The following is a 25,697-nucleotide window of genomic DNA, read 5'->3' on the forward strand; positions in this document are numbered from 1 at the left end:
GTCCGGTTATATTCCGGGGCGCTAGAATCAGCGGTGTGAGCCTCATCCCGATCCGTCCCGGTGCCCAGTCCGGGGCAGGGCGCCCCGCCGCGCCCGCCGCAGAATCAGCGCGCAGCGACGCGATCCGCAACAGGGAGCTCCTGCTCTGCGCCGCCCGGGAAATCGTTGAGGAATCCAGCGTCGAAGCCCTCACCATGGACCGGCTGGCGCAGCGCGCCGGAGTTGGAAAAGGGACGGTCTTCCGGCGGTTCGGCAGCCGTGCCGGGCTGATGATGGCGCTTCTTAGCGACGCCGAGGCCGAATTCCAGGGCCGGTTCATGTTTGGTCCGCCCCCGGTAGGTCCCGGCGCGCCGCCCTTGGAGCGGCTGATCGCCGTGGGCGCCGCCCGCATTGACTGGATCCTGGAATTCGGGGAGCTGGCGCGGGCCGCCGATGCCTCGGTCTACAACAGGTTCGATGTCCCGCCGGCCGTCCTCTGGCGCCGTCATCTCGAGATGCTGCTGCGCGAAGCCGGCGTGACGGCGGACCCGTGGGTCATGGCCTCGGCCCTCGGGGCGTCGCTGGAGCCGGAACTGTTGCTCCATTCCGTCGGCGTGCACGGGATTGCGCCGGAGCGCCTTGCGGACACCTGGCGGGAGCTTGTCACGCGCGTAGTGTGCGGCTCCTGACGGCGCAGCCGCTTCCGTGGGCCAAATCCATTCCACGGAGTTATTCATAACGATCTGTAGTGAAGCCGCCGTGTCGCGGCCCGTGAGAGCCCGGCGGAGCCCGGCTAATGTGATAGCTTCCTCTGGAATGTGACCCGCAACATAGCCCACAAGGGCTCAGCCGCAAGGCATGCGGGCGGCCGGAAACCAGCTGGCCCATACTCCCGAACCGGCCGCGGAACCCGCTGCCGGATGGGGACGACGGAAGGATCGACGTTGTGAATAATCTTGTCCCTGGCACAGGCGGGCCCGCCCGTGCGGCCGCAGCCGTGACGCGCGGATCTGCTCAGGCAACGGCGATCCAGAACTAGCCGCTCCATGCTTCGATATCTCGCCAAACGTGCGCTCACGTATGTCTTCATGATCTTCCTGACCACCAGCGCCGGCTATCTCCTGGCTGTGAGCACGCTGCAGCCGGCGCTGCTGGAGCAGGAGCGGATTCCGCGGCCTACGCCCGAGCAGGTGGTCAATTCCTTCCGGCTCAAGGGGCTCGATCCCACCCTCAATCCGTGGGAGCGCTACGTCGACTGGCTCACCGCCATTCTCACCCGCTGGGACTGGGGACGGAGCCCCAACGGCGCCTTCATCAACGCCGAGTTCGGCGACCGGGTCTGGATCTCAACCCGGCTCTTCCTGGCCTCGATCATCCTGACCCTCGTGATCGGCGTCGCCCTCGGCGTCTTCACCGCAGCCCGCCAGTACAAGGCCTCGGACCGGGCCATCACCTCGTACAGCTACCTCATGTACATCGTCCCCGCACCGATCGCCTACTTCCTGGTGCAGCTGGGCGCCATCAACATCAACGAGTCGGTCGGGGAGCGGGTCTTCTTTGTCACCGGCATCTCCACCCCGGGCCTGGACGGCGACGGCTGGGCCCAGTTCGTCGACATGCTCGCCCACTACGCCGTGCCCACGTTCGCCATCACGATTGTGGGTTGGGGCGCATACCAGATCGCCCAGCGCCAGTATCTGCTTGACAACGTCAACGCCGACTTCGTCAGGACGGCGCGGGCCAAGGGCCTGACCCGCAACCAGGCCATCAGCCGGCACGCCCTGCGGGTGTCCTTCATCCCCGTGGCGCAGAGCATTGCGTTCACCATCCCGGCCATCTTCGCCGGCGGCTTCTTCGCCGAGAAAATCTTCGCCTGGCACGGCGTCGGGTCCTGGTCCATCGATTCAATTGCCCTGCAGGACGTCAACGCGGCCACCGCGACCCTCGCCTACGGCTCCGTCATCTTCGCGGTCGGAGCGATCCTCGCCGACTTCGCCACCACGCTCGTGGACCCGAGAGTGCGGGTGCAGTAATCATGACCAACCTCAACACGATTGACCCGGCCGCCGTCCTGGACGAAGGAAAGTTCGGCGACGACGAGGTCGTGATCGGCAAGTCGCGGATCATCCTGCGGCGCTTCCTGCGCAACCGGACAGCGGTCGCCGGCCTCGCCATCTTCCTGGCCCTGACCCTCTTCTCCTTCATCGGCGGCTTCTTCGGCAGCTGGGACAAGGAGACCATCGACCCCTTCAACATCGGCATGCCGCCCTCCGCGGAGCACCTGCTGGGCACCTCCCAGGCCGGGATCGACCTCTACGCCCTGACCGTCGAGGGCACCAGGGTCTCCATCCTGATCGGCGTCGTCGTCGGCCTCGTCTCGGTGCTGATCGCCGCCGTCTACGGCTGCACCATGGCGTTCTTCGGCCGCAAGGTGGACAAGGTCATGCTGTTCATCCTCGAAGCCCTGATCATGATGCCGGCCCTGCTGGTAGTCGCGGTGGCCACGAGCGGCGGCGCCAACGGCCTGAAGAACACCGTCCCGAGCTGGCTGCTGCTCATCATCGTGCTGCTGGTCTTCAGCTGGATGGGGACCGCACGCCTCATCAGGTCCCTGTCGCTCTCCCTCATGCAGCGTGACTTCGTCAAAGCCTCCCAGTACATGGGCATCCCGCCGCGCCGGATCGTCTGGCGCCACCTCGTGCCGAACATCGGCTCCCTGCTGGTCCTGGAAGTCACCCGCGGCGTCACTGGAGCCATCCTCGCCGAGGTCGCGTTCTCCTTCATCGGCATCGGCATCAAGGTCCCCGACGTGAGCCTGGGCGTCCTGATCGGCCAGTCGACCTCCCAGGTTTCCACCTTTCCGTGGATGTTCTGGGCGCCCCTGATCGTGATGTTCCTGCTGACCGGCTCGCTCGCCATGATGAACGACGGCCTCCGCGACGCGTTCGACCCCAGCTCCAGCTCCGTTGGCCGCGCCAAGAGGAGCAAGGCCACTGGCCACGCCACCGGCGGCGCCACCGGCAAGACACAGAAGAAGAGCAAATGACCAGCAACACCACCGCACGGGACACCGCGCAAGGGACCGCCGAGCGCCTCCACTCCGCCGGGCTGCACGCCCCCACGAGCGCGGTCCTCTCCGTCCGGGACCTCAACGTCCGCTTCAACACGGAAAACGGCGTGGTGCACGCGGTCCGCGGCGTCGACTTCGACGTGATGCCCGGCAAGACGCTGGGCATTGTGGGCGAGTCCGGCTCCGGCAAATCCGTCACGTCCATGGCGATCATGGGCCTGCTGCCCGCGACGGCGGAAATCACCGGTTCCGTCCGGCTGCAGGGCAAGGAGCTCCTGGGGCTCAGCGACAAGGCCATGTGCCGCCACCGCGGCAGCGACCTCGCCATGGTGTTCCAGGACCCGCTGTCCTCCCTGACCCCGGTCTACACGGTCGGCACCCAGATCATCGAGGCCCTGACCGTCCACAACCCGACCATGAGCAAGCAGGCCAAGGAGGCACGCGCCGTCGAACTCCTGGGGTTGGTCGGCATCCCCAGCCCGAAGGACCGGCTCAAGGCCTTCCCGCACGAGTTCTCCGGCGGCATGCGCCAGCGCGTCATGATCGCCATCGCGATCGCCAACAACCCGCGGGTTCTGATCGCCGATGAGCCGACGACGGCGCTGGACGTCACCATCCAGGCGCAGGTCCTCGAGGTGCTCCACGCCGCCCAGGAGGAGACCGGCGCCGCGGTCGTCATGATCACGCACGACCTCGGCGTGGTCGCCGGCATGGCGGACGACATCATGGTGATGTACGCGGGCAGGCCGGTGGAGACCGGCAGCGTCGATGACATCTACTACAGCCCGCGGATGCCCTACACGATGGGCCTGCTCGGTGCGGTCCCGCGCGTGGACGTCGCGGAAAAATCGTCGCTGGTGCCGATCGACGGCATCCCCCCGAACCTCACCCAGCCGCCCACCGGCTGTTCGTTCGCGCCGCGGTGCCCGCTGGCCAGCGAGGCCTGCCTCGACGGCGAACCGGACCTTCGGGCGGTGGCGCACAGCGCCGCGTGCATCAAGAGCGAGGCCCTCGCCGACGTCGATGTCCACACTGTTTTCGCCGTCCCGGCCGTGCCGGTATCCCGCTTTGACAGCCTTCCCCGGCACGAACGCAAGACTGTCCTGGAACTCCGCGACGTCAGGAAGCACTTTCCGCTGATGAAGGGCGCCCTGATCAAGCGCAGGATCGGCACGGTGAAGGCCGTGGACGGGCTGAGCTTCGATATCCGTGAGGGTGAGTGCTTCTCGATCGTGGGGGAGTCGGGCTGCGGAAAGACCACCACCCTGCTGGAAATCATGGAGTTCCACAAGGACCAGGACGGCGAGGTGGTGATCGGCGGGCTGAGCAACAAGCAGGCCGCGGACGCCCGGGCCAAGAGCGCCATGCGCAAGGAACTGCAGATGGTGTTCCAGGATCCCACCGGGGCACTGGATCCGCGCTTCACCGTCTACGAGGTCCTGGCCGAGCCGATGGAAAACCTGGGCATGCCCAAGGCTGCCATCCGGAAGCGGATCATGGAGCTCATGGAGCTGGTGGGCCTGCAGGCGGACCACGTCAACCGGTTCCCCAACCAGTTCTCCGGCGGCCAGCGCCAGCGCATCGGCATTGCCCGCGCCCTCGCGGTGAACCCCCGGCTGGTGGTCCTGGATGAGCCCGTCTCCGCCCTCGACGTATCGGTGCAGGCCGGCGTCATCAACCTCCTGGACAAGCTCCGTGCCGAACTCGGCCTCAGCTACCTCATGGTGGCCCATGACCTCTCCGTGGTCCGGCACATCTCCAACCGCGTTGCCGTCATGTACCTGGGCAAGATCGTGGAGATCGGCGACGTCGACGCCGTCTTCGACAACCCCCGCCACCCCTATACCCGTGCCCTGCTCTCCGCGATCCCGGTACCGGATCCGGAGCTGGAGCGCACCCGCGAGCGGATCATCCTCCAGGGCGACCTGCCCTCGCCGCTGGAAGCGCCGGCAGGCTGCAACTTCGCCACCCGCTGCCCCGTGTTCGCGGCCCTGCCGCCGGCCAGGCAGGAGAAGTGCCTGACCCTGGAGCCGGCCCTCGAAGCGTCCGCCACCGACCAGCAGTTCGCCTGCTTCTACCCGGACGGCGAACTGGACGCGGACATGCTGGTTGTCCACGAAAACCACTGAATCACCGGACCAGCACACCACCCGAGAACCCACGCATCACACTCGCATGAAAAAAATGAAGGGGATCACATGAAAAATCGGACCAGGATCGGCGGCCTCACCGCCGTCGTGGCTGCCCTCGCGCTGACCGCTTGCGGCAGCGGTGGCGCCTCAACCACCGCCCAGAGCGCCAAGGCACAGGATGCCTCCGGCGACCTGAGCAAGCTGGTCAGCGTCAACGCCAAGAAGGCCGCCGACCTGCAGCAGGGCGGTACCGTGACGCTGCCGCTGGGCAACATCGGACCGGACTTCAACGGCTTCTCCAACGCGGGCAACTCGGCGGACAACACCGAACTGCACTACCCGATCGACGAGGCCGGCTACGTGGGCTGCTGGAAGCTGGACTTCGACGGCACCGCCAACCTCAACAAGAACTTCTGCGAAGACTTCAAGAGCGAGGTCAAAGACGGCAAGCAGACCATCACCATCAAGATCAACCCGAAGGCCGCCTACAACGACGGCACCCCGATCAACGCCGCCACGTTCGAGAACACGTGGAAGATGCTCAATGGCCAGAACAAGGACATCGACATCGTCAGCTCCGGGGCCTACGAGTTCATCGACTCCGTCAAGGCGGGAAGCAGCGACAAGGAAGTCGTTGTCACCACCACACAGCCGGTGTACCCGCTCAGTGACATGTTCGGCGGCTTCATCCCGCAGACCGTGAACACTCCCGAAATCTTCAACACCGGCTTCACGGGCGAACTGCACCCCGAGTGGATGGCAGGCCCGTTCAAGGTCGACAAGTTTGACTCCGCCGCGAAGACTGTCTCCCTCGTGCCGAATGACAAGTGGTGGGGCGAGAAGCCGGTCCTGGACAAGGTGATCTTCCGCCAGCTGGAGGCCAGCGCCGAGATCGCCGCCTTCAAGAACGGCGAAATCGACATGGCCGACGGCCGCACGCTGACGAAGTACAAGCAGCTTGAAGGCTCCAAGAACTCCGAGGTCCGCCGCGGCCAGCGCCTCTTCGCCGGCGGCCTGAACCTCAACGCCCTCAAGGCCCCGCTCACCGACGTCGCAGTCCGCAAGGCAATCTTCACCGCCGTGGACCGCCCCGCCATCCGCGCCGTCCGCTTTGGCGGACTGAACTGGGAAGAGAACAGCTCGGGCTCCATGATGCTGATGCCGTTCTCGAAGTACTACCAGGACAACTACCCGGTCAAGGAAACCGGCGCCGACGCGGCCAAGAAGGTCCTGACCGAGGCCGGCTACAAGGCCAACGCCAAGGGCATCATGGAAAAGGACGGCGTCCCGGCGTCGTTCAAGATCACCAACTTCGGTGACGACCCCACCGGCCTCGCCACCGTTCAGACGCTCCAGAAGCAGCTTCAGGCGGCCGGCATGGACGTTGGCATCGACCAGCGCGGTGACGCCGACTTCGGCAAGGTGGTTGGCAGCCGCGACTTCCAGCTCACCATCAGCGGCTACACGGTAGGCGCCGACGCCACCTCCGGCGTGAAGCAGTTCTACGATTCCAAGACCAACGAGAACGAACTCGGCGACGCCGAACTGGACAAGGCCATCAAGGACCTTGCCTCCATCCAGGACGACGCCCAGCGCAACAAGGCCGCCATGGACGTCGAGAAGAAGCACATGGAGAAGTACTTCTCCATGGGCGTGATCATGAACGGCCCGCAGATCTACTTCGCCCGCACGGGCCTGGCCAACTACGGTGCGGCCCTGTTCCAGACCCCGGACTGGAGCGTCGTCGGCTGGCAGAAGAGCTAGTCCCGGCAAGCACCACGCACTAACAAGCAGCACGGCCGAGGCCGGTGCCCCTGGAAGCTTCCGGGCGGCGCCGGCCTCGTTCGATTAAGCCCTGCCGGACAGGCGCCCCGGTGCATGCCCAGCCGGTAGCCTTGGCACCATGAGCAACGATTCAACCCGGCCCATCCGCACCGCCGTCGCCGGTTTCGGCCTTTCGGGCAGCGTCTTCCACGCCCCGTTCATCGCCGCAAACCCGGCCTATTCGCTCGATGCCATTGCCACCTCCGACGCCGCCAGGAGATCTGCCGCCGCACACAGCTATCCGGCGGCCAGGATCGTCGACACCCCGGCCGATATCCTGGAGCTCGCCGGCGAACTGGACCTGCTGGTGCTCGGCACGCCGCCCGCCACCCACTACCCACTCGCGAAAGCGGCGCTGGAAGCCGGCCTCGACGTCGTCGTCGACAAGCCCTTCGCTGTCAGCAGCGCCGAGGGGCAGGAGCTCATCGACCTGGCCGGGCGGCTGGGCCGGGTGCTCACGGTGTTCCAGAACCGGCGCTGGGACGGCGACTTCCTCACCGTTAAAGCCCTCATGGACACCGGAGCCTTCGGCACCGTGAGCCGCTTTGAGTCCCGCTTCGAGCGATGGTCGCCCGACGTCCCCAAAGCATGGAAGGCCGCCGCGACGGCGGACGACGGCGGCGGGGTGCTGTTTGACCTCGGCACCCACCTGCTGGATCAGGCCGTGCAGCTTTTTGGGCCGGCCACGCTCATTCACGCGGAACTGGCGGCCCGGCGGCCCGGAGCCAAGGCGGACGACGACGTCTTCCTGGTCCTGCGGCACAGCTCCGGGGTGACCAGCCACCTGTGGATGAACATGCTGTGCGCCCAGCAGGGCCCGCGCTACCGCATCCTGGGCAGCGAGGGCGGTTTCACCAAGCACGGCGTGGACCCGCAGGAGCCGTACATCCTGGCCGGCGGAAGCCCGCTGGATGCCGACTACGGCGTGGAAGATCCGGACTGGGCCGGGCTGCTGGGGCGCGACGGGCACCTGGACCGGCTGCCCACCGAGCGCGGCGCCTACCCCGAGTTTTACCGGATCCTGGCCGCCAAGATCGCCGACGGCGGCGCAAGCTCGGCGCTGCCCGTCCCCGTCGACCCCGCGGGCCCGCTCCAGGTGTTGCAGCTGATCGAGCAGGCCCGGTCCCTGGCCTAGGTTCTCGGCGCGGTGCGGGCTTAAACAGCCATCGGCTGCTCCTAACTGCCCTTCTGAGTGTCCAAAAAAGGGCGGTTTGGGCCCACACCGGCAGGGTTCCCTGGCCGAGCTTGCGAGGCGAGGGGGCCGGTGGGGAGGAGCAGCCGATGAAGTGCTGGCTACGCGGAGACCAGCTCGTGCCAGTCGGCGACGAGGGGCAGGTTGTGCGCCTCGGAGACCGAGCGGTGCGCAACCTTGCCGCCGGCGATGTTCAGGCCGGCGGCCAGGGCGGCGTCGCGCTCAAACGCAGCCTTGACACCCAGGTTCGCCAGCGAGACGGCGTAGCGCAGGGTGACGTTGGTCAGCGCGTACGTGGAGGTGTTCGGGACGGCGCCGGGCATGTTGGCGACGCAGTAGAAGATCGTGTTGTGGACCTTGTACGTCGGTTCCTGGTGCGTGGTGGGGTGCGTGTCCTCGAAGCAGCCGCCCTGGTCCACGGCGATGTCGACCAGCACGGAGCCGGGCTTCATCCGGGACACGAGCTCGTTGGTGACGAGCTTCGGTGCCTTGGCGCCGGGGATCAGGACCGAACCGATCACGAGGTCGGCGTCGACCACGGACTTCTCGATCTCGTACTTGTTGGACGCGACAGTCTTCAGGCGGCCCTGGTACTGGGCGTCCAGTTCGCGCAGGCGGTTGATGTTGATGTCCAGGATGGTGACGTCGGCACCCAGGCCCAGGGCCATGGCGGCAGCGTTGGTGCCGGCAACACCGGCGCCGAGGACAACGACCTTGGCCGGACGGACGCCCGGGACGCCGCCGAGCAGCACGCCCTTGCCGCCAGCCGGCGCCATCAGGGACGTGGCGCCGACCTGCACGGACAGCCGGCCGGCAACCTCGGACATCGGGGCCAGCAGCGGCAGGGACCTGCCCTCCTGGACGGTCTCGTAGGCGATGGCGGTGACGCCGGAGTTGATCAGGGCCTGGGTCAGTTCCGGTTCGGCGGCCAGGTGCAGGTAGGTGAAGAGGATCAGGCCCTTGCGGAAGCGGTGGTATTCGGCCTTGACCGGTTCCTTGACCTTCAGCACCATGTCGGCGCGGCCCCAGACGTCGTCGGTTTCGGCGACGATCTCGGCACCGGCGATCGCGTATTCCTCATCCGTGATGCCGGAGCCCAGCCCCGCGCCGCGCTCGACGAGGACCTCGTGGCCGTGGGTCCGGAATTCATGGACGCCGGCCGCCGTGATGGCGACGCGGAACTCGTTGTTCTTGATCTCTTTGGGTACGCCGATGATCATTTGTTAGCTCCAGTAGGTGGGGCCTCGTGGGCCTGGATGAGTGGGGGATTCGTACTTCCAGAATAAATCCCGCTGTGAGGCACGCGACAGGTGCCGCCGCCGGGCATTGGGCGCCCGCCGCGTCATTCCGGGGTTTTTCAAAACCGGGGATAGACATTTGTCGATGGAGCGGGCGTCAGGTGTCGGCTGGTGTCCGTCCCGGCTGCATTCGCAGTGCGGCGGGCGGGGGCAGTAGTCTGGCAGGATGCAGCAGCAGGACGTGGAGCAGCTCGTGGAGCAGGTGGCGCAGCGGCTGGGCCGCGGCCTCTCCCTCGAGGATCTCGACGGTCTGCTCCTCGCCTACAGTTCCAACCAATCCCATGCGGACCGCGTCCGGGTGAACTTCCTGCTCAGTAAGCGTGTCCCCGTGGACGTCATCGCGTGGCAGCTCTCCCACGGGATCGCGACGGCGGTCCGGCCGGTCGTCGTGCCGGCCAACGCGGACCTCGGCATGCTCGGGCGCGTGTGCGTGCCGCTGCTGGTGCGGGGCTTCCGGGTGGGGTACCTGTGGGTCCAGCTCGACGCCGAGGAACCCAGCGCCGCGACCGTCCTCGCCCAGCTGCCGGACGTGGCCCCGGAGCTGGAACAGCTGTCCACCCTGCTGCTGGATTCCAATACGGCCGAGTCCGAGTTCCGGCGCCGGCGCGAACAGGAGTTCCTGGCCGCGTGCGCCGGCGAGGCCAACGCGGCGGCGGCCGTCGCGGGCTGGAAAGAGGTCCAGGGCAAGGGGCCCTGGCAGCTGGTGACCGTCCTGGACGCGGATGGCTGGGCCGGTGGCTCGGATCCCATCGCCGACACGCTCATTCACCGCTCCGCGGCGCTGCAGGCGACCATCGGGGTGGATGCCGCACTGTTCAGCGCAGGCACGGAGACCCACGCGGTGGTGCTCTTCAAGGAATCCACGGGACGCGCCGACCACGCCCAGGTGCTGGTCCACTACCAACTCGAACTCGCCAAACGCTCCGGGCGCACGGTCCGGCGGATCATCCTGGGCACGTCCGAGGGATTCGCCAAGCCTCGGGAACTGGCCGAGGCCTACCGGCAGTCACGGCAGGCGGCCCAGGCCGCGGCGGTGGATCCCCAGTTGGGCGAGCTCGTCGACTGCCGGGCCACCGGCGTCTACCAGCTCCTGGCCTCGGCCGGCGGCGGCGCGGGAGCCTGGGCAGACGCGGGTTCCGTGTATTTCCGCCTCCTCGAGGACCATGACCGCAACCACGAGCTGCTGCCCGTGCTGGAGCTGTTCTACGACAACGACGGCTCGGTCCAGGAAGTCGCGGCCAAACTGCACCTCCACCGGAGCAGCATCTACAACCGGCTCGGCCGGATCCGCCAGCTGCTGGGCGTGGACCCGTTGAAGGGAATGGTGCGGCTGGAACTGCATGCCGGGCTCAAGGCGCGGCGCTGGGCTGGCCGGCCCAGAATCTAGCGGCGCGCTTAGCCCTCGCGCTTGGAGGGGTCGGCGTCGAGGGCCGGCTTCGCGTCGTGGCCAGCGTCCTGGCCAAGGTCCTGGCCGGGGCGGGCGATGCCGGCGGCACTGCGGCGGCGGGAAATCCGGCTGTCCACCCAGAGCGACACCGCTACGAAAGCGACGCCGCTGGCCAGATACGTGGCGGTGTTGTTCAGGCCCATGGCGGTTCCGAAGATGCCAGCGAGCAGCATGGCGGCGATCCCTGCCACGATGTGCCACCCTCTGAATTTACCCACATTCCAAGCTTAACCCGCGGGATATCAGTGCTTTCGCGCCGGACCGGGATCGTTGCTTGATCCTTATCACTGCTTCATGAAGCACCGGCAGCCTCGTCATCCTGGCCGGCCGGCGTCCCGGCGTCCGCACCGTTCTTCTTCTGCGTTTCAAGCCACGCCATGATGTCGGCCAGCCGGATCCGGCGGTGCGTTCCGCGGTATTCCACCGGGATCTCGCCGCGGTCGGTCATGTTCCGCAAATACGTGTGCGAGATCCCCGCAAGCTCCGCGGCCCGGGACGTCGTCAGCATTTCCTCGACGCTGCTGACCGTCACGGCCTCGCCGCGGCTGAAGCGGCCCAGCAGATCGACGACGGCGTCCCGCGCCGCGGGCGGCAGCCGGTGGACGGTGCCGTCCACGAACACCGTGATGTCGTGGCTGCCGTCGAGGGCGTACCTGAGGTTCTGCGCATCCTCGGCCGGGAGGCCGGCCGTCACCCGGGGGGCTATCAGTGCCATGAGTGCATCCTAGCGGCAGCAGCTACAGCCCAAGGTCCTCCAGGACCGGCAGTTTTGCCCGCACCCAGGCCCGGGCCTCGGTAGCGCTCGGCGCGGACAAGGCCAGCTTGGCAAGCTCCCGGGCTTCAGCCAGGGTGACGGTCTTCAGCACGGCGGCGACGGCCGCGATGGAACGCGCCGTCATGGACAGCGTGGTGACGCCCAGTCCCGTGAGGACGACGGCGAGGGCAGGGTCCGCCGCGGCCTCGCCGCACACGCCCACCGGCTTGTTGTGGCCCTCGGCCGCGGAACCTTCCACGGTCAGGCCCACGAGCCGCAGTACGGCCGGCTGCCAGGGGGTGTTCAGGGCGGCCAGCGGGCCGAGCTGGCGGTCCGCCGCCATGGCGTACTGGGTGAGGTCATTGGTGCCCAGGCTGGCGAAGCCGACCTCGCGGAGGATGGCCTCGGCCGTCAGCGCCGCCGACGGGACCTCCACCATGACGCCGGGCGTCTTGATCCCTGCCGCGGTGCACAGCGAGGCAAAGCGGGCCGCCTCCTCAGCGGTGGAAATCATCGGGGCCATCACCCAGACATCGGCCTCGGATGCCTTTTCCGCCAGGGCAATGGCCTGCAGCTGGCGCTCAAGGACCCCCGGCGTGGTGAAATCGGTCCGGTAGCCGCGGACGCCCAGGGCCGGGTTGGGCTCGGTGGCGTCGGTCAGGAACGGCAGCGGCTTGTCCGCTCCGGCATCCAGCGTGCGGAGCACCACTTTCTTGCCCGGGAAGGCGTCGAAGACGCCCTGGTAGGCGGCGGCCTGTTCCTCCACGGTCGGTTCGGTGTCCCGCTCCAGGAAGCAGAACTCGGTCCGGAACAGTCCCACGCCCTGGGCGTTCAGGCCGGCCGCGGCCACGGCGTCCTTGGCGCCGCCGACATTGGCCAGGAGCGGCACGAGGTGGCCGTCCGCCGTCGTGCCGGTCCCGTCGAAGGCGGCAAGCAGCGACGCGGTGGCGGCCCAGTGGGCTGCGGCCGCGCGCTGGGACTCGTCCGGGTTCGCGGTGATGAGGCCGGCCGCGCCGTCCACGTACACCTCGGTGCCGTCGGCGAGCTCGTCGACCCCGACGGCGGCGACCACGGCCGGCAGGCCCAGCGAGCGGGCGATGATCGCGGTGTGGGACTGCGGGCCGCCGCCGGCGGTGACCAGCGCCAGGACCTTTTCCGGATCCAGGGTGGCGGTGTCGGCCGGGGCCAGGTCCTCGGCGATGAGGATGAACGGGGTGGGGGACACGGGAATGCCTGGCGCGGGGACTCCGCGCAGTTCCGCCACGATCCGGGAGCGGACATCCAGGACGTCCGTGGCGCGCTCGGCCATGTAGCCGCCCAGGTTGTGCAGCATCTCCGAGACCGAGGCGCCGGCTTCCCAGATTGCACGCTGCCCGGAGGTGCCGCGGCCGATCAGTTTGGCGGCGGATTTGAGCAGCATGGTGTCAGTGGCCATGAGGGCCGTGGCCTCGAGGACGGCCTTGCCGTCGCCCGAGACGGTCTCGGACCGGGCCTTCAGTTCGTCGTGGACGGATTTCGCCGCGGCCTTCAGCGCCGCCGTCGCGTCCTCCGCCGTGACGCCGGCGGGAAGCTGCTCTCCGGCAGGCGGTTCGCTGATCGGTTTGGGCATCTGCCGGACGGTACCGATGATGCGGCCGGGGCTAACGCCTACTCCTGGGAAGTTCTGCACTGAAGGTCCTCATTTTCTGTCGTAGGCCAGTGGCCACTAAGCCGGTAAACCAGGTGCCGCAGCGACCCTGCTGATCATCTGCGCCTGCGGCTGACGGCTGCGGCAGCGGGCGGGTCACGGCACCTGGAAAAATTGTATGTGATGCAGTTCATATAGCGTTGCTATAGGTGCTAGGGTAGCGGTTATGAGTATCGATGGCCAGCTACCACCCAAGGCCCGGCTGCTGCGTGCGGCCGCCGAGCTGCTGGCCAACTCCGGCGGATCCGCAGTCTCGACCCGCCAGATCACGCAGCTGGCCGGTGTCACGGCACCGACCCTCTACCACCACTTTGGTGACAAGGAAGGGCTGTTCGACGCCGTCGTCGCAGCAGGTTTCGACGAATATGTCGCGGGCGAACGTGACTTCGCGCCCTCTGGCCAACCTCTGGAGGACATCCGGAGGATGTGGGACAACCATGTCCAGTTCGGGCTGAAACAGCCGGAACTGTACCTCGTCATGTTCGGCAATATCCGCCCTGAGAGCCGCCCGGCCATCGTCGCCGATGCCGAGGCTCTCATGGAGGAAATGCTGAACAAGGCGGCTGTCTCCGGCCAGCTCAACGTCCCGCCCAAGGAGGCGGCCAGGTCCATCCTGGCGGCCAATGTGGGCATGACCCTCATGCTGATCGCGGAAAAGGTGCCGGAGCGAAACCTCGAGCTCTCCGCCATGACCCGCGACGCCATGATCTTTGCGGTTTCCACCGAGCAGGCCCGGGACAACGGTTCTGTGGACAGCGGAAAGTCCTCAGTGGTTGTGGCGGCCATCGCATTGAATGCAGCACTCCAGGCGTCCCACTCGGACCAGCTCTCCAGCTCGGAACTCAAGCTCTTCCTCGAATGGCTCCACCGGATCTCCAACAGCTCCACCAGCTAGCTCGGCGAAATTATCGGACCATCCTGCAATGCAGCGGGAACGACGGTTAGGAACTCACATGGCAACAGAGACAGTTGCGAAACCACGCACCAGCATGCGCGTACACGTCCAGAAATTCGGGACGTTCCTGTCCGGAATGATCATGCCCAACATCGGCGCCTTCATCGCCTGGGGCTTCATCACGGCGCTCTTCATCCCGGCCGGCTTCTTCCCCAACGCGGAGCTCGGCAAGCTTGTCGGGCCCATGATCACGTACATGCTCCCGCTGCTGATCGGCTACACCGGCGGCCGGATGGTCTACGGCGTGCGCGGCGGCGTGGTGGGCGCGGTGGCCACCATGGGCGTCATCGTCGGTACCGACATCCCCATGTTCATCGGCGCCATGATCCTTGGCCCGCTCACTGCCTGGATCATGATGAAGCTGGACAAGATCTGGGAAGGCCGCGTCAAGCCCGGCTTCGAAATGCTGATCGACAACTTCTCGGCAGGTATCGTTGCCGCTGCCATGGCGGTCGTGGGCATGCTGGTGGTCGGCCCGATCGTGAAGGCCTTCAGCAATGGCGCCAGCGCCGTGGTCGAATTCCTGGTCACCAACGGCCTGCTGCCCTTCACCAGTATCTTCATCGAGCCCGCAAAGGTCCTGTTCCTCAACAACGCCGTTAACCACGGCATCCTCACCCCGCTGGGCACGCAGCAGGCGCTCGAGCAGGGCAAGTCCATCCTGTTCCTGCTCGAAGCCAACCCCGGTCCGGGCTTCGGCATCCTGCTCGCCTTTTCATTCTTCGGCAAGGGTCTGGCCAAGGCGTCCGCGCCGGGCGCAGCCGTGATCCAGTTCGTCGGCGGTATCCATGAGATCTACTTCCCGTACGTCCTGATGAAGCCGATGACGATCTTCGCCGCAATCGGCGGCGGCATGACCGGCATCTTCACGCTCGTGGTCACCGGCGCCGGACTCCGGTCCCCGGCAGCCCCGGGCAGCATCATCGCGGTCTACGCCTCAACGGCGCGCGACAGCTACGTCGGCGTGACGCTCTCCGTCCTCTTTGCCACCACGGTGTCCTTCCTGATCGCCTCGGTGGTCCTGAAAGCCAGCAAGGCGCCCGCCGAAGACGACCTCGATCAGGCCACCCACCGGATGGAGGCCCTGAAGGGCAAGAAGAGCTCGGTGTCCGCAGCCCTGATCGGTGAGGGCGTGGGTGCCAGCGGCGTCGCCGTCCTCGCCACCCCGATCAAGAACATCGTCTTTGCCTGCGACGCCGGCATGGGCTCCAGCGCGATGGGCGCCTCGGTGCTCCGCAACAAGATCAAGGCCGCCGGATTCCTGGACGTCAAGGTCACCAACTCCGCGATCGCCAACCTCACCGACACGTACGACGTCGTCATCACCCACCAGGACCTGACCGAACGGGCCAAGCCCGCGACCGCCAGCGCCGTGCATGTCTCTGTGGACAACTTCATGAACAGCCCGCGGTACGACGAGATCGTGGAACTGGTCGAGGCCAGCAACACGGAAGCCGGCACCACGGAAACGACCCCTGCCGCGGCCGCCGCCGGCACCGCCCCCACGGCCGCCGAGGCAGAAGCCGAGCAGGGTCCCGCCGGCATCCTGGTGGCCGAAAGCGTCGTCCTCAATGGCCACGCGACCACGCGGGACGCCGCGATCGACGAGGCCGGGCAGCTTCTGCTGGACCGCGGCGCCGTCGACTCCGGCTACGTGGACGCCATGCACGAACGCGAGGAATCCGTCTCCACGTACATGGGCAGCTTCCTGGCCATCCCGCACGGCACCAACGCCGCGAAGGACCACATCATGAAGTCGGCGGTCTCCGTTATCCGCTACCCGAACGGCATCGACTGGAACGGCAAGGAAGTGAAGTTCGTCGTCGGTGTGGCCGGCGTCAACAACGAACACCTGCACATCCTGTCCTCAATCGCCAAGGTCTTCACCAACAAGGCCCAGGTGGCCCAGCTCGAGGCGGCCACCACGGTTGACGAAGTGCTGGCCCTGTTCGGAAAGGTCAACTCCTAGTGAAGGCTGTTCATTTCGGAGCCGGAAACATCGGGCGCGGCTTCGTGGGCCTGCTGCTGCACGACGCAGGGTATGAGGTGGTGTTCGCCGACGTCGCGGACGCCCTCATCACCGAGCTGGCCGCCGCGGACAGCTACGAGGTCCACGAAGTCGGAGAGAACCCCGCTGTCCGTACTGTCAACAACTTCCGGGCGCTGAACTCCGGCACCCAGGAAGCCGACGTCGTCGCGGAAATCGCGACGGCGGACATCGTCACCACCGCCGTGGGGCCGCACATCCTGAAGTTCGTGGCGCCCGTGATCGCCAAGGGGATTGCCGCCCGTGCCGCCGGGCTGGCGCCGCTGCAGGTGATGGCGTGCGAGAACGCGATCAACGCCACGGACATCCTGAAGTCCGAGGTCATTGCCCAGTGGGATCCGGCCGCGGGCGCCCTGGACGCGGCCGCCGTGTTTGCCAACACGGCGGTGGACCGGATTGTGCCGAACCAGGAGGCCGGGCAGGGCCTGGACGTCACGGTGGAGACGTTCTATGAGTGGGTAATCGACCGTACCCCGTTCGCCGGGAAGGAGCCGGTGGTCCCGGGCGCGACGTTCGTGGACAATCTCGCACCGTACATCGAGCGGAAGCTGTTCACCGTCAACACGGGGCACGCGGCGGCGGCCTACTTCGGATTCGAGGCCGGCCTGGGCAAGATTTCCGAGGCCATGGCCGACCAGGACGTCGCGGCCGATGTGCGCGCCGTCCTGGACGAAACCAAGGAGCTGCTGGTGGCCAAGCATGGCTTCAACCGGGCCGAGCAGGAGGCGTACGTGGAAAAAATCCTGGGCCGCTTCTCGAACCCGCACCTGCCGGACACCGTCACGCGGGTGGGCCGTGCCCCGCTGCGCAAACTCAGCCGGCACGAGCGCTTCATCGGTCCCGCTGCCGAGCTGGCCGAACGCGGAATTGTCCCCGAGGCGCTGCTCGGGGCCATCGCCGCCGCCCTGCGTTTCAATGATCCGGCCGACGCCGAGGCCGTGGAGCTGGCGAAAATCCTCTCCGCGTCCACGCCGGACGAGGCCACGGAGGAGATCACTGGCCTGCCGGCGGACCACCCGCTTTTTGCCGCCGTCTCCTCCCTCATCGAGGAGGCCAAGGCGGTCGTCTAGCCGCCCCAGCCCAACGACGCTCCCTCAGATCGCGCGGGTTTTGGACGACGCTCCCTCAGATGATTGTCCGATACACAGACCCTCCCTCACTTCTGGTGAGGGAGGGTCTGTGTTTTTGACGCGAAAAGTGAGGGAGGGACTGACTGTTGACCATTAGGTTGCCTAACTGTTAGGCTACCTAACTATGAACGCCAGTGAACCGGCTGACCCCGGCCTCCTCGCTCTCGCCGAGGACTTCCGCGAGGCCCTCCGCCACAGCATCTACCTCGTCCGCCGCCTGGACGCCGACGGCGAACTCAGCGCCGCCCAACTCAGCATGCTCAAGATGCTGTTGGACGCCGGGCCCGCCGCAGGCGGCGTGCGGGTAGGCGAAATCGCCCGGAACCTGGGCGTCAAGGTGCCCAGTGCCACCGAGCAGATCATCAAGCTCGAGCGCGCCGGCCTCGCCCGGCGCGAGCCGGACCCCGACGATTCCCGCGCCGTCCGGGTCACCCTCACGGACGCCGGCCTCGCCGCCGTCGCATCCGCCAACGAGCGCCGCAACACCGTCATGGCCGGCGTCCTCTCGTCCCTTTCGGGCGAAGACCGCGCCGCCCTCGCGGCCGCCCTCCCGGTCATCGGCAGGATCAACGCGACGCTCCTGGCCTGATCTTCACCCAACAATTCCAATCACTTAGGAGTGCCCCCATGCACGGCCAGCCCGCCGACACCCTGCCGGCAGCGGAAGTAACCCTCGAGGCCGAGAAGGCCTCACTGCTCAAACAGCCCAAGGCGGTGTGGGCCACGGCCCTCGCGGCGGTGTTCGCCTTCATGGGGATCGGGCTGGTGGACCCCATCCTGCCGGCGATCGCCAAGAACCTGGACGCCTCGCCGAGCCAGGTGTCGCTGCTCTTCACAAGCTATTTCCTGGTGACCGCAGTCGCCATGCTGATCACCGGCTACGTCTCCTCCCGAATCGGCGGGAAGCGGACGCTGCTGATCGGGCTGGCGGTCATCGTCGTGTTCGCCTCCCTGTCCGGCACGTCGGGCAGCGTGGCTGAGCTCATCGGCTTCCGCGCCGGCTGGGGGCTGGGCAACGCCCTGTTCGTGGCCACGGCGCTGGCCGTGATTGTCGGCGTCGCAAGCGGCGGAGCCGGCACGGCGATCATCCTTTACGAGGCCGCACTCGGCCTGGGCATTTCCCTCGGCCCGCTCCTGGGCGCACTGCTGGGCGGCTGGCAGTGGCGCGCCCCGTTCTTCGGTACGGCCGTGCTGATGGCCTCCGCGTTCATCGCGCTCATTGCCCTGCTGCCCAAGACGCCGCTGCCCGAACGGAAAGTCCGGCTCCGGGATCCGCTGCTGGCACTGGGGCACAAGGGGCTGCGGACGACGGCGGCCAGCGGCCTGTTCTATAACTACGGCTTCTTCACCGTCCTCGCCTTCACGCCCTTCATCCTCGGCATGGACGCCTACGGGATCGGCGGGGTGTTCTTCGGCTGGGGTGTGGCCGTCGCGGTCTTCTCAGTGTTTGCCGCCCCCGTGCTGCAGAACCGCTTCGGAGCGGTCCGGGTCCTCACCGGCACGCTAGTCCTGCTGATGCTCGACCTTGTGGGACTGGGCCTGGCCGCCGGGCACTCGGTGCCGGCCGTCGTCGTCCTCGTGGTCATTTCCGGGGCGCTCCTGGGCATCAACAACACCATCTACACGGAGCTGGCCATGGGCGTGTCCGACTCGCCGCGGCCGGTGGCCTCGGCCGGCTACAACTTTGTACGCTGGATGGGCGGCGCCCTGGCACCGTTTGCCGCCGCGCAGCTGGGCGAGCACTTCGGCCCGCAGGTGCCCTTCTTCGCCGGCGCGCTGGCCATGGTGGCCGCCATTGCCGTCGTCTTCGGCGGACGCCGCTACCTGGCGGCGCACGAGCCGCACGTGGTGTAGCAACACCCGGTGTTGCGCAGAACCCGCTGAGGTGACAAAGAACGCCCATGCTTCCTCGCAAGCATGGGCGTTCTTTTGTCGGAACGCTGAAGGCGCGGCGGCCCTCACAGAAGCGCCGGCTCAGGCCCTGGCGGACTCTTTCGCGGATTCCTTGGCGGCTTCCTTTGCGGATCCCTTGGGCACGAACAGGGTTTCGGCCTGCTCCAGGGACATGCCGTTGGTCTCCGGGACCTTGAACATGACGAAGAAGAACGACGCCGCCGCGAACAGCGCGTACATGGCGTACGTCAGCGACAGGGAGGCCGCGGCCATGACCGGGAAGCTCAGGGTGATGGCGAAGTTGGCGATCCACTGCGCGGCCGCGGCCAGGCCCAGGGCCCGGGCGCGGATCCGGGACGGGAAGATCTCCCCCAGCAGCACCCATACCAGCGGGCCCCAGGAGGCGCCGAAGCTGATGACGAACACGTTGGCGGCGACCAGCGCCGCCGGACCCCACGCCCCGGGCAGGGAGATCGCGTCGCCGGACCCGGTGGCCGAGCCGAAGGCCAGCGCCATGGTGCCCAGCGAGAGGGCCATGCCGATGGAGCCGGCCAGCATGATCGGACGACGCCCGATCCGGTCCACCAGGGCGATTGCCACGAGCGTGACCAGGATGTTGGTGACGGCGGTGGCCACGGAGATGGTGAGCGAATCCTTTTCCTGGAAACCCACGGCCTTCCACAGCGTGGTGGAGTAGTAGAAGATCACGTTGATGCCGACGAACTGCTGCAGCACGGACAGGATGATGCCGATCCAGACCACCGGCTGCAGGCCCAGGGCCTTGCCGCGCAGGGATCCCTTCTGGCCGGCAAGCTTGTCCTCGTCGATGGCCTTCTTGATGTCGCGCAGGTGCCGGTCCGAGTCCTCGTCCGGGGCGATCGACTTGAAGACCCTGAGGGCCTCCTCGTCCTTGCCCTGGAACACCAGGAACCGCGGCGATTCGGGCAGGGTGAAGGCGATCCAGCCGTAGACGACCGCGGGAACGGCGGCGGCCATGAACATCCAGCGCCACGCTTCCAAACCAAGCCACAGGGCCTGGTCCGCGCCGCCGGCCGACGTCGCGAACACGGCGTCGGAGAGCAGGGCGGCGAAGATGCCGGTGGTGATCGCCAGCTGCTGCAGCGAGGCCAGGCGGCCCCGGACGTGGCGGGGGGAAATTTCGGAAATGTAGGCCGGCGCGATCACCGAGGCCAGGCCGATGCCGAGCCCGCCCACCAGACGCCAGAAGATCAGGTCCCAGACGCCGAACGCGAACCCGGTGCCGATGGCGCTGACCAGGAACAGCAGCGCGCCCAGCTTCATGGCCGGGATCCGGCCGTAGCGGTCGGCGATCTTGCCGGCCAGGTAGGCCCCTGCCGCGCAGCCGAGGAGGGCCACGGCGACGGCGAAGCCGGTCACGGCCTCGCTGAGGGCGAACTCGTCCTTGATCGCGTCGACGGCGCCGTTGACGACGGAGGAGTCAAAGCCGAAGAGGAAGCCGCCGACGGCGCCCGCTACGGCCAGCCAAATGACCCTTTTTGGGATCTTGGCGGCGGTCTGGTCATGGGTGGTGGTCATACGGCTCCCTTGGCAGTTCGCGGTCCACGGCCTTCGCCGCAACTACCCAGTTTTACACCCGCCCCCGCGTGCCCCCTGTCACAACCACTGGAAAGTGAGACGAAACATACACTTTGCCGCTGCTGCGGCTGAGGACAGACGACGACGGCCGGCAGTCCACAAGACTGCCGGCCGTCGTCGTGTTCCAGACCTCGTGACCGCCTAGTGGGCGGCGGCCACGGCGCCCTCCCGGGCAACCGCCCTCGGGTCCGTGAGTTTCTTGTTCGGCAGGGCGAACGTGATCAGGAAGGCGATGCCGGTGAGCACGGCGGCCGTGAGCATGACCGCGTCGATCGACTGCGCGAAGCCCTCGACGATGGGACGGGTGAGCGTCGAGTTGGCCGTGTGCAGCCAGCTGGTGTCGTTCAGCGAGTCGTTGCTGGCGCCGTTCTTGAAGAAGTCGTAGAGCTGGGCGTTGGCCGGGTCGGCGGCCACGGCCGGATCCTTGAGCACCTTGAGGTAGTCAGCATTCTGCGCGGCGTCCTTCATGCCCGTGGCGATCTTGTCCGCCGCGAGGCTGAAAAGCATCGAGATGAACACTGCCGTGCCAACCGCGCCGCCCATGGAACGGAAGAACGCGGCGGAGGAAGTGCCCACGCCCATGTCCTTCGAGGGCACGGAGACCTGCATGGCCAGCGTCAGGGGCTGCATGCAGAAGCCCAGTCCCAGGCCGAAGAACACGGCGATGGCGCCGGGGACCCACAGCGGGGTGTCCACGCCGAGGGAGAGGCCCATGACGACGGCGGCCGCCGTCAGCGTTGCGGTGCCAAGGATCGGGAAGATCCGGTAGGTGCCCGAGGCCGAGATGGTCCGGCCCGCTGTGATGGAGCCGGTGAGGATGCCCACGGTGAAAGTGATCATCATGAGGCCGGCCTCGGTGGGGGTCAGGCCCTTGACCAGCTGCAGGTACATGGGCAGCATCGCGATGGCGCCGAACATGCCGATGCCGATGATGAAGTTCAGCAGCGAGGACAGGCCGAAGGTGATGTTCTGGAACAGCCGGAGCGGGATCAGCGCGTAGTCGGCGGCGTGCCGTTCGGCCAGCAGGAACGCGATGATGCCCACGACGCCGAGGCCGTAGCAGAGGTAGGAGTTCGCGGAACTCCAGCCCCAGGTGCGGCCCTGTTCGGCCACGAGGAGGAGCGGCACAATGGCCAGCGTGATGGCCGCGGCGCCCCAGTAGTCGATCTTCTGCTTCACGTGCTTGGCGGGGAGGTGCAGGTACATGAACACCACCGTGAGGGCCGCGAGACCGATCGGGATGTTGATCAGGAACACCCAGCGCCAGCCGTCGATCCCGAGGATGGTTTCGGTGCCCGCGAAGGCGCCGCCGATAACCGGGCCCAGGACGGAGGAGATGCCGAAGACCGACATGAAGTAGCCCTGGTACTTGGCCCGGTCCTTGAGCGGCACGATGTCGCCGATGATTGTCAGGGCGAGGGCCAGGAGGCCGCCGGCGCCCATGCCCTGGATGCCGCGGGCAATGGCGAGCTCGGTCATTGAGTGGACCGAGCCGGCGTAGAGCGAACCGGCGAGGAAGATCACGATGGCGATGAGATACAGCGGGCGGCGCCCGAAGATGTCACTGAGCTTGCCGTAGAGCGGCGTGCTCACCGTGGAGGTGATGAGGTAGGCGGTGGTGGCCCAGGCCTGCAGGGAGAGGCCGTCGAGGTCGTTGGCGATCGTGTAGATCGAGGTGGACACGATCGTCTGGTCCAGCGAAGACAGGAACATGCCGAGCATGAGTCCCACCATGACGGTGATGGTCTGACGGTGGGTCAGGACCTCTCCCGCGGCGCGCACGGAGGTGGTTTTGGACATGACTGCTCCAAGGTGAAGTGGGGGATTAAGCGGATAGTTGCTTTCAGTAACTATGTTACTGGCTGAATTGTTCCCGCCACTACCTCGGGGAGAAGAAAGTCCTTAGCGTTCGACCAGGATCCCGTCCGGATCGCACCAGATCATCACGCCGGGGCGGATGGCCACGCCGTCGATTTCCAGGGGCACGTCGATTGCCCCGGCGCCGTCCTTGGCGCTCTTGCGCGGGTTGCTGCCCAGTGCCTTGACCCCGAGCGGCAGCCCCGCGATGGCGAGCCGGTCCCGGATGGCACCGTTGATAACGACGCCGGCCCAGCCGTTCGCGACGGCGCTCGCCGCGATCATGTCCCCCATCAGTGCCGTGCGGAGGGAACCGGCGCCGTCGACCACCAGGACGGAGCCGTGGCCGGGAGCGGCCAGCACGGACTTGACCAGCGCGTTGTCCTCAAAGCAGCGGATAGTCCGGACCGGCCCGCTGAAATGCGTGTGCCCGCCCAGGGACTGGAACTGCACCGACACGGATTCCAGCTCCCCGCCGCGCTCGTCGTAAAGGTCTGCAGTATTCAGGGCGGAAGCGTTCACAGTGACTCCTTGCGTGTTAACCGGATGGCGTGGCAGAGCGGGTTGGCGGCGTGTTTCATGACCGAGACTCGCACATTGCGCCCAGATCCGCCGAGTCCCGGTAGTCTGGCTGCGCACTGATACATATGCCTGATCATCAGTTCCAGGGGGAGCCATGAGCATGTCCGATACCACCGCGCCGGCGCTCGCCGAACCCGAACGCCGCGTCCGGCCTGTCTGGACGGCAGGGGTGGTGCTGGTCAACGTCGGCATCAACGCGGCATTCTTCGGCCCGCTCCAGGTGCTCCTCGGCCAACAGGCGGCAGCCTTCAGTGAACCGGACAAGGAAGCCATCCTCGCCCTCGTGACGGGTGCGGGTGCGGCCGTGTCCCTGATGGCCAACCCCCTCTTCGGCGCCTTCAGCGACCGGACCACCGCGCGCCGGGGGCGGCGGGTGCCGTGGGTGCTCTTCGGTGCCGTCCTGGGTGCCGCGGCCCTGATCGCGCTGGCCGGCGCCCCGGGCGTTGCCGCAATGACGCTGCTCTGGTGCCTCGTCCAGGCCGGCTGCAACGGCGCCTATGCGGCCATCACGGCGGCCATCCCGGACCGCGTGCCGGTACCCCAGCGCGGCACCGTCGGCGGCCTTGCCGCCATGGGCCAAACAGCGGGAATCCTGGCAGGGGCGGTGATCGCCGCCGCCGTCGCCGGAAACTTCGCCGCGGGGTATGTTGTCTGCGCGGTGGCGCTGCTCGCCGGCGTCGTGCTCTATTACTTCAAGAACGACGACGTTCCGCTGCCTGCGCAGGCCCGTCCGCCGTTCAGTCTGGGCGGCTTTGTGCGGGGTTTTTGGATTTCCCCGGCCCGCCATCCGGATTTTGCCTGGGCCTGGCTGACACGGCTCCTGGTGAACATCGGCAACCATATGATCACCCTCTACCTGCTGTTTTTCCTCAACGACGCCGTCCGCGTCCGCGAAACCCAGGGTATCGAGCCCGAGTTTGGCGTCCTGATCCTCACGGGCCTGTATGCGGTCATGGTGATCATCACCAGCGTGGTCGGCGGCCGGCTGAGCGACCGCCTGGGCCGCCGGAAGCCGCTGGTCATCATCTCTTCCGCCGTGATCGCCGCAGCCTCCCTCATTCTTGCGTTCGCGCCCACCTGGCCGGGTGCGCTGGTCGGCGCCTCCGTGCTCGGCATCGGCTTCGGCTGCTATCTGGCGGTGGATTATGCCCTCATTACCCAGGTGCTGCCCACGGCCCTGAACCGGGGCAGGGATCTTGGCGTCATCAACATTGCCAACTCGCTGCCGCAAGTGCTCGCCCCGCTGATCGCGTACCCCTTTGTTGCCTTCTGGGGCGGCTATGTGGCGCTGTACTTGGCGGCCGCCGTGATTGGGCTCCTGGGGGCCGTGTTCGTGGTGAAGATCAAGGGCGTGGACTGAGCCGCCCGCGTTCCGTGCAGGGGGCCTCGGAGCCCCGGTCTCCTCGCCGGGCGCCCGGATTCGTGGCGTATAGTGGACGGCAATTGCCGCGGCAGCGCGGTGGGCGGATCGCGCCCGGCTGCCGAGAAAAACGACCCCCGGAACGCTGCTGATGCCTGATTTTCACTCAGATCTTCCACCGATGGCCCCTCCACCCACTCTGCCCCGGCAGCGGCTCCGTTACGTGCGGATCCTAGATGTCGCCGCGGGGTTTGCCCGCAAGGGCCTGGACTCCGTGGTCCTGTCCGAGGTGGCGGCCAAGGCGGACGTGCCACTGGGGACGCTGTACCGCTACTTCCCGTCGGCCACCCAGCTGGTCCTGGCGCTGTACCGCAAGCAACTGGGCGAACTGCTCGCGGGGAGCTCGCCGGCGGCCGGCAAGGTCGCGGCCCAGGCCCTCGCGGGAGTGGTGATGGAGATCTTCCACATGCGCCTGATGCAGCCCGCCGTGGAGCAGTCCCTCAACCGGGCGGTCTACGTCAAGGACAACGACACAACGCGGCTGCTGCGCGAGATCGATGCGACGGCCGAGAAGGCAGTCACGGCGGCGTGCGGCGACCCGGCCGTGGCCCGGGTCCTGCTGCTGACGGTTACGGGCCTGGTCCAGGCCGTCCGCTGCCGCCGGCTGTCCCTCTTCGAAGCGGAGGAGGACCTGAAGAAGGCCTGTTCCCTCCTGCAGCGGACCCCGCAGGCCGCGTAACTGGTCTAGACCAGCGGCCCGGAATATGCCCTCCCGCGCGTGATCCGGGTCACATATTCTGGAGAAGAAACGTTTCACCACGGGTGGGTAACGCTCCCCGCGGGCGTAACGGGCGCGATGCCCTGTTTACCATT

At 67.2% G+C, this 25,697-nt stretch carries 21 protein-coding genes; 14 read left to right on the plus strand and 7 right to left on the minus strand.

The features are described from left to right. The first annotated feature begins 35 nt into the window (after positions 1 to 35). The 6 genes from AC1DDH_RS19105 to AC1DDH_RS19130 all read left to right on the plus strand — a co-directional run bounded on the left by AC1DDH_RS19105 (position 36) and on the right by AC1DDH_RS19130 (position 8,140). Positions 36 to 668, plus strand: a complete 633-nt coding sequence (locus AC1DDH_RS19105; RefSeq protein ID WP_476956074.1) for a TetR/AcrR family transcriptional regulator — start codon at positions 36 to 38, stop codon at positions 666 to 668. A 357-nt stretch (positions 669 to 1,025) separates the two neighbouring features. Beyond that, entirely contained in the window at positions 1,026 to 2,012 is a 987-nt protein-coding gene (locus AC1DDH_RS19110; RefSeq protein WP_028277582.1) for an ABC transporter permease, read from the plus strand. 2 nt (positions 2,013 to 2,014) lie between these two features. Next, complete coding sequence (locus AC1DDH_RS19115) at positions 2,015 to 3,025, plus strand: ABC transporter permease (protein WP_230010032.1); 1,011 nt, start codon at positions 2,015 to 2,017, stop codon at positions 3,023 to 3,025. Next, the gene (locus tag AC1DDH_RS19120) at positions 3,022 to 5,178 is read left to right on the plus strand and encodes a dipeptide ABC transporter ATP-binding protein (protein ID WP_476956075.1); all 2,157 of its coding nucleotides are present in this window, start codon (positions 3,022 to 3,024) and stop codon (positions 5,176 to 5,178) included. Before AC1DDH_RS19115 ends, AC1DDH_RS19120 begins: the two co-directional genes overlap by 4 nt. 69 nt (positions 5,179 to 5,247) lie before the next feature. After that, entirely contained in the window at positions 5,248 to 6,945 is a 1,698-nt protein-coding gene (locus AC1DDH_RS19125; protein WP_230006921.1) for an ABC transporter family substrate-binding protein, read from the plus strand. A 139-nt stretch (positions 6,946 to 7,084) separates the two neighbouring features. After that, entirely contained in the window at positions 7,085 to 8,140 is a 1,056-nt protein-coding gene (locus AC1DDH_RS19130) for a Gfo/Idh/MocA family protein (protein WP_476859597.1), read from the plus strand. A 158-nt stretch (positions 8,141 to 8,298) separates the two neighbouring features. On the opposite strand, the gene ald is transcribed toward AC1DDH_RS19130, so the two are convergent. Next, positions 8,299 to 9,417: an alanine dehydrogenase gene (ald, locus tag AC1DDH_RS19135; RefSeq protein ID WP_476872288.1), complete on the minus strand. Its 1,119-nt coding sequence runs from the start codon at positions 9,415 to 9,417 to the stop codon at positions 8,299 to 8,301. 244 nt (positions 9,418 to 9,661) lie between these two features. On the opposite strand from ald, the gene AC1DDH_RS19140 reads away from it, so the two are divergent. Then, on the plus strand, positions 9,662 to 10,882 hold the full coding sequence (locus tag AC1DDH_RS19140) for a PucR family transcriptional regulator (protein ID WP_223914951.1): 1,221 nt from the start codon (positions 9,662 to 9,664) through the stop codon (positions 10,880 to 10,882). A gap of 8 nt (positions 10,883 to 10,890) precedes the next feature. Here the strand turns inward: AC1DDH_RS19140 and AC1DDH_RS19145 are convergent, their stop codons facing one another. From AC1DDH_RS19145 to ptsP, 3 genes are all read right to left on the minus strand, one after another. Then, positions 10,891 to 11,160, minus strand: a complete 270-nt coding sequence (locus AC1DDH_RS19145; RefSeq protein ID WP_230006918.1) for a hypothetical protein — start codon at positions 11,158 to 11,160, stop codon at positions 10,891 to 10,893. 74 nt (positions 11,161 to 11,234) lie between these two features. Continuing rightward, on the minus strand, positions 11,235 to 11,657 hold the full coding sequence (locus tag AC1DDH_RS19150; RefSeq protein ID WP_476857705.1) for a helix-turn-helix domain-containing protein: 423 nt from the start codon (positions 11,655 to 11,657) through the stop codon (positions 11,235 to 11,237). 22 nt (positions 11,658 to 11,679) lie between these two features. Next, complete coding sequence (ptsP, locus tag AC1DDH_RS19155; RefSeq protein WP_223914954.1) at positions 11,680 to 13,365, minus strand: phosphoenolpyruvate--protein phosphotransferase; 1,686 nt, start codon at positions 13,363 to 13,365, stop codon at positions 11,680 to 11,682. Between the two features lie 184 nt (positions 13,366 to 13,549). On the opposite strand from ptsP, the gene AC1DDH_RS19160 reads away from it, so the two are divergent. The 5 genes from AC1DDH_RS19160 (at position 13,550) to AC1DDH_RS19180 (ending at position 19,369) form a co-directional block, all read left to right on the plus strand. Next, positions 13,550 to 14,278 (plus strand): TetR/AcrR family transcriptional regulator, encoded by a 729-nt coding sequence (locus AC1DDH_RS19160; RefSeq protein ID WP_028277575.1) that lies wholly within the window; start codon positions 13,550 to 13,552, stop codon positions 14,276 to 14,278. 58 nt (positions 14,279 to 14,336) lie between these two features. Next, complete coding sequence (locus AC1DDH_RS19165; RefSeq protein WP_476872291.1) at positions 14,337 to 16,307, plus strand: PTS mannitol transporter subunit IICBA; 1,971 nt, start codon at positions 14,337 to 14,339, stop codon at positions 16,305 to 16,307. Beyond that, positions 16,307 to 17,455: a mannitol-1-phosphate 5-dehydrogenase gene (locus AC1DDH_RS19170; protein ID WP_476956076.1), complete on the plus strand. Its 1,149-nt coding sequence runs from the start codon at positions 16,307 to 16,309 to the stop codon at positions 17,453 to 17,455. The genes AC1DDH_RS19165 and AC1DDH_RS19170 overlap by 1 nt, the downstream gene beginning before the upstream one ends. A 184-nt stretch (positions 17,456 to 17,639) precedes the next feature. Next, complete coding sequence (locus AC1DDH_RS19175; protein WP_223914957.1) at positions 17,640 to 18,104, plus strand: MarR family winged helix-turn-helix transcriptional regulator; 465 nt, start codon at positions 17,640 to 17,642, stop codon at positions 18,102 to 18,104. Between the two features lie 38 nt (positions 18,105 to 18,142). Continuing rightward, positions 18,143 to 19,369: an MFS transporter gene (locus AC1DDH_RS19180; protein ID WP_028277571.1), complete on the plus strand. Its 1,227-nt coding sequence runs from the start codon at positions 18,143 to 18,145 to the stop codon at positions 19,367 to 19,369. Between the two features lie 120 nt (positions 19,370 to 19,489). Here AC1DDH_RS19180 and AC1DDH_RS19185 read toward each other — a convergent pair whose 3' ends face one another. The 3 genes from AC1DDH_RS19185 to rraA all read right to left on the minus strand — a co-directional run bounded on the left by AC1DDH_RS19185 (position 19,490) and on the right by rraA (position 23,404). Next, positions 19,490 to 20,965 (minus strand): sugar porter family MFS transporter, encoded by a 1,476-nt coding sequence (locus AC1DDH_RS19185; protein ID WP_476956077.1) that lies wholly within the window; start codon positions 20,963 to 20,965, stop codon positions 19,490 to 19,492. Between the two features lie 201 nt (positions 20,966 to 21,166). Further along, positions 21,167 to 22,825 (minus strand): MDR family MFS transporter, encoded by a 1,659-nt coding sequence (locus AC1DDH_RS19190; RefSeq protein WP_476956078.1) that lies wholly within the window; start codon positions 22,823 to 22,825, stop codon positions 21,167 to 21,169. A 102-nt stretch (positions 22,826 to 22,927) separates the two neighbouring features. Next, positions 22,928 to 23,404, minus strand: coding sequence for a ribonuclease E activity regulator RraA (gene rraA, locus AC1DDH_RS19195; RefSeq protein ID WP_223914960.1), 477 nt, complete (start codon positions 23,402 to 23,404; stop codon positions 22,928 to 22,930). Positions 23,405 to 23,558: 154 nt separating this feature from the next. On the opposite strand from rraA, the gene AC1DDH_RS19200 reads away from it, so the two are divergent. Beyond that, a complete protein-coding gene (locus AC1DDH_RS19200; RefSeq protein WP_476956079.1) occupies positions 23,559 to 24,824 on the plus strand; it encodes an MFS transporter in 1,266 nt (421 codons plus the stop codon). A 181-nt stretch (positions 24,825 to 25,005) separates the two neighbouring features. Next, positions 25,006 to 25,563, plus strand: coding sequence for a TetR/AcrR family transcriptional regulator (locus tag AC1DDH_RS19205; RefSeq protein ID WP_476857711.1), 558 nt, complete (start codon positions 25,006 to 25,008; stop codon positions 25,561 to 25,563). Positions 25,564 to 25,697 lie beyond the last annotated feature (134 nt).

This window comes from Arthrobacter sp. 10T425 (assembly GCF_056393985.1).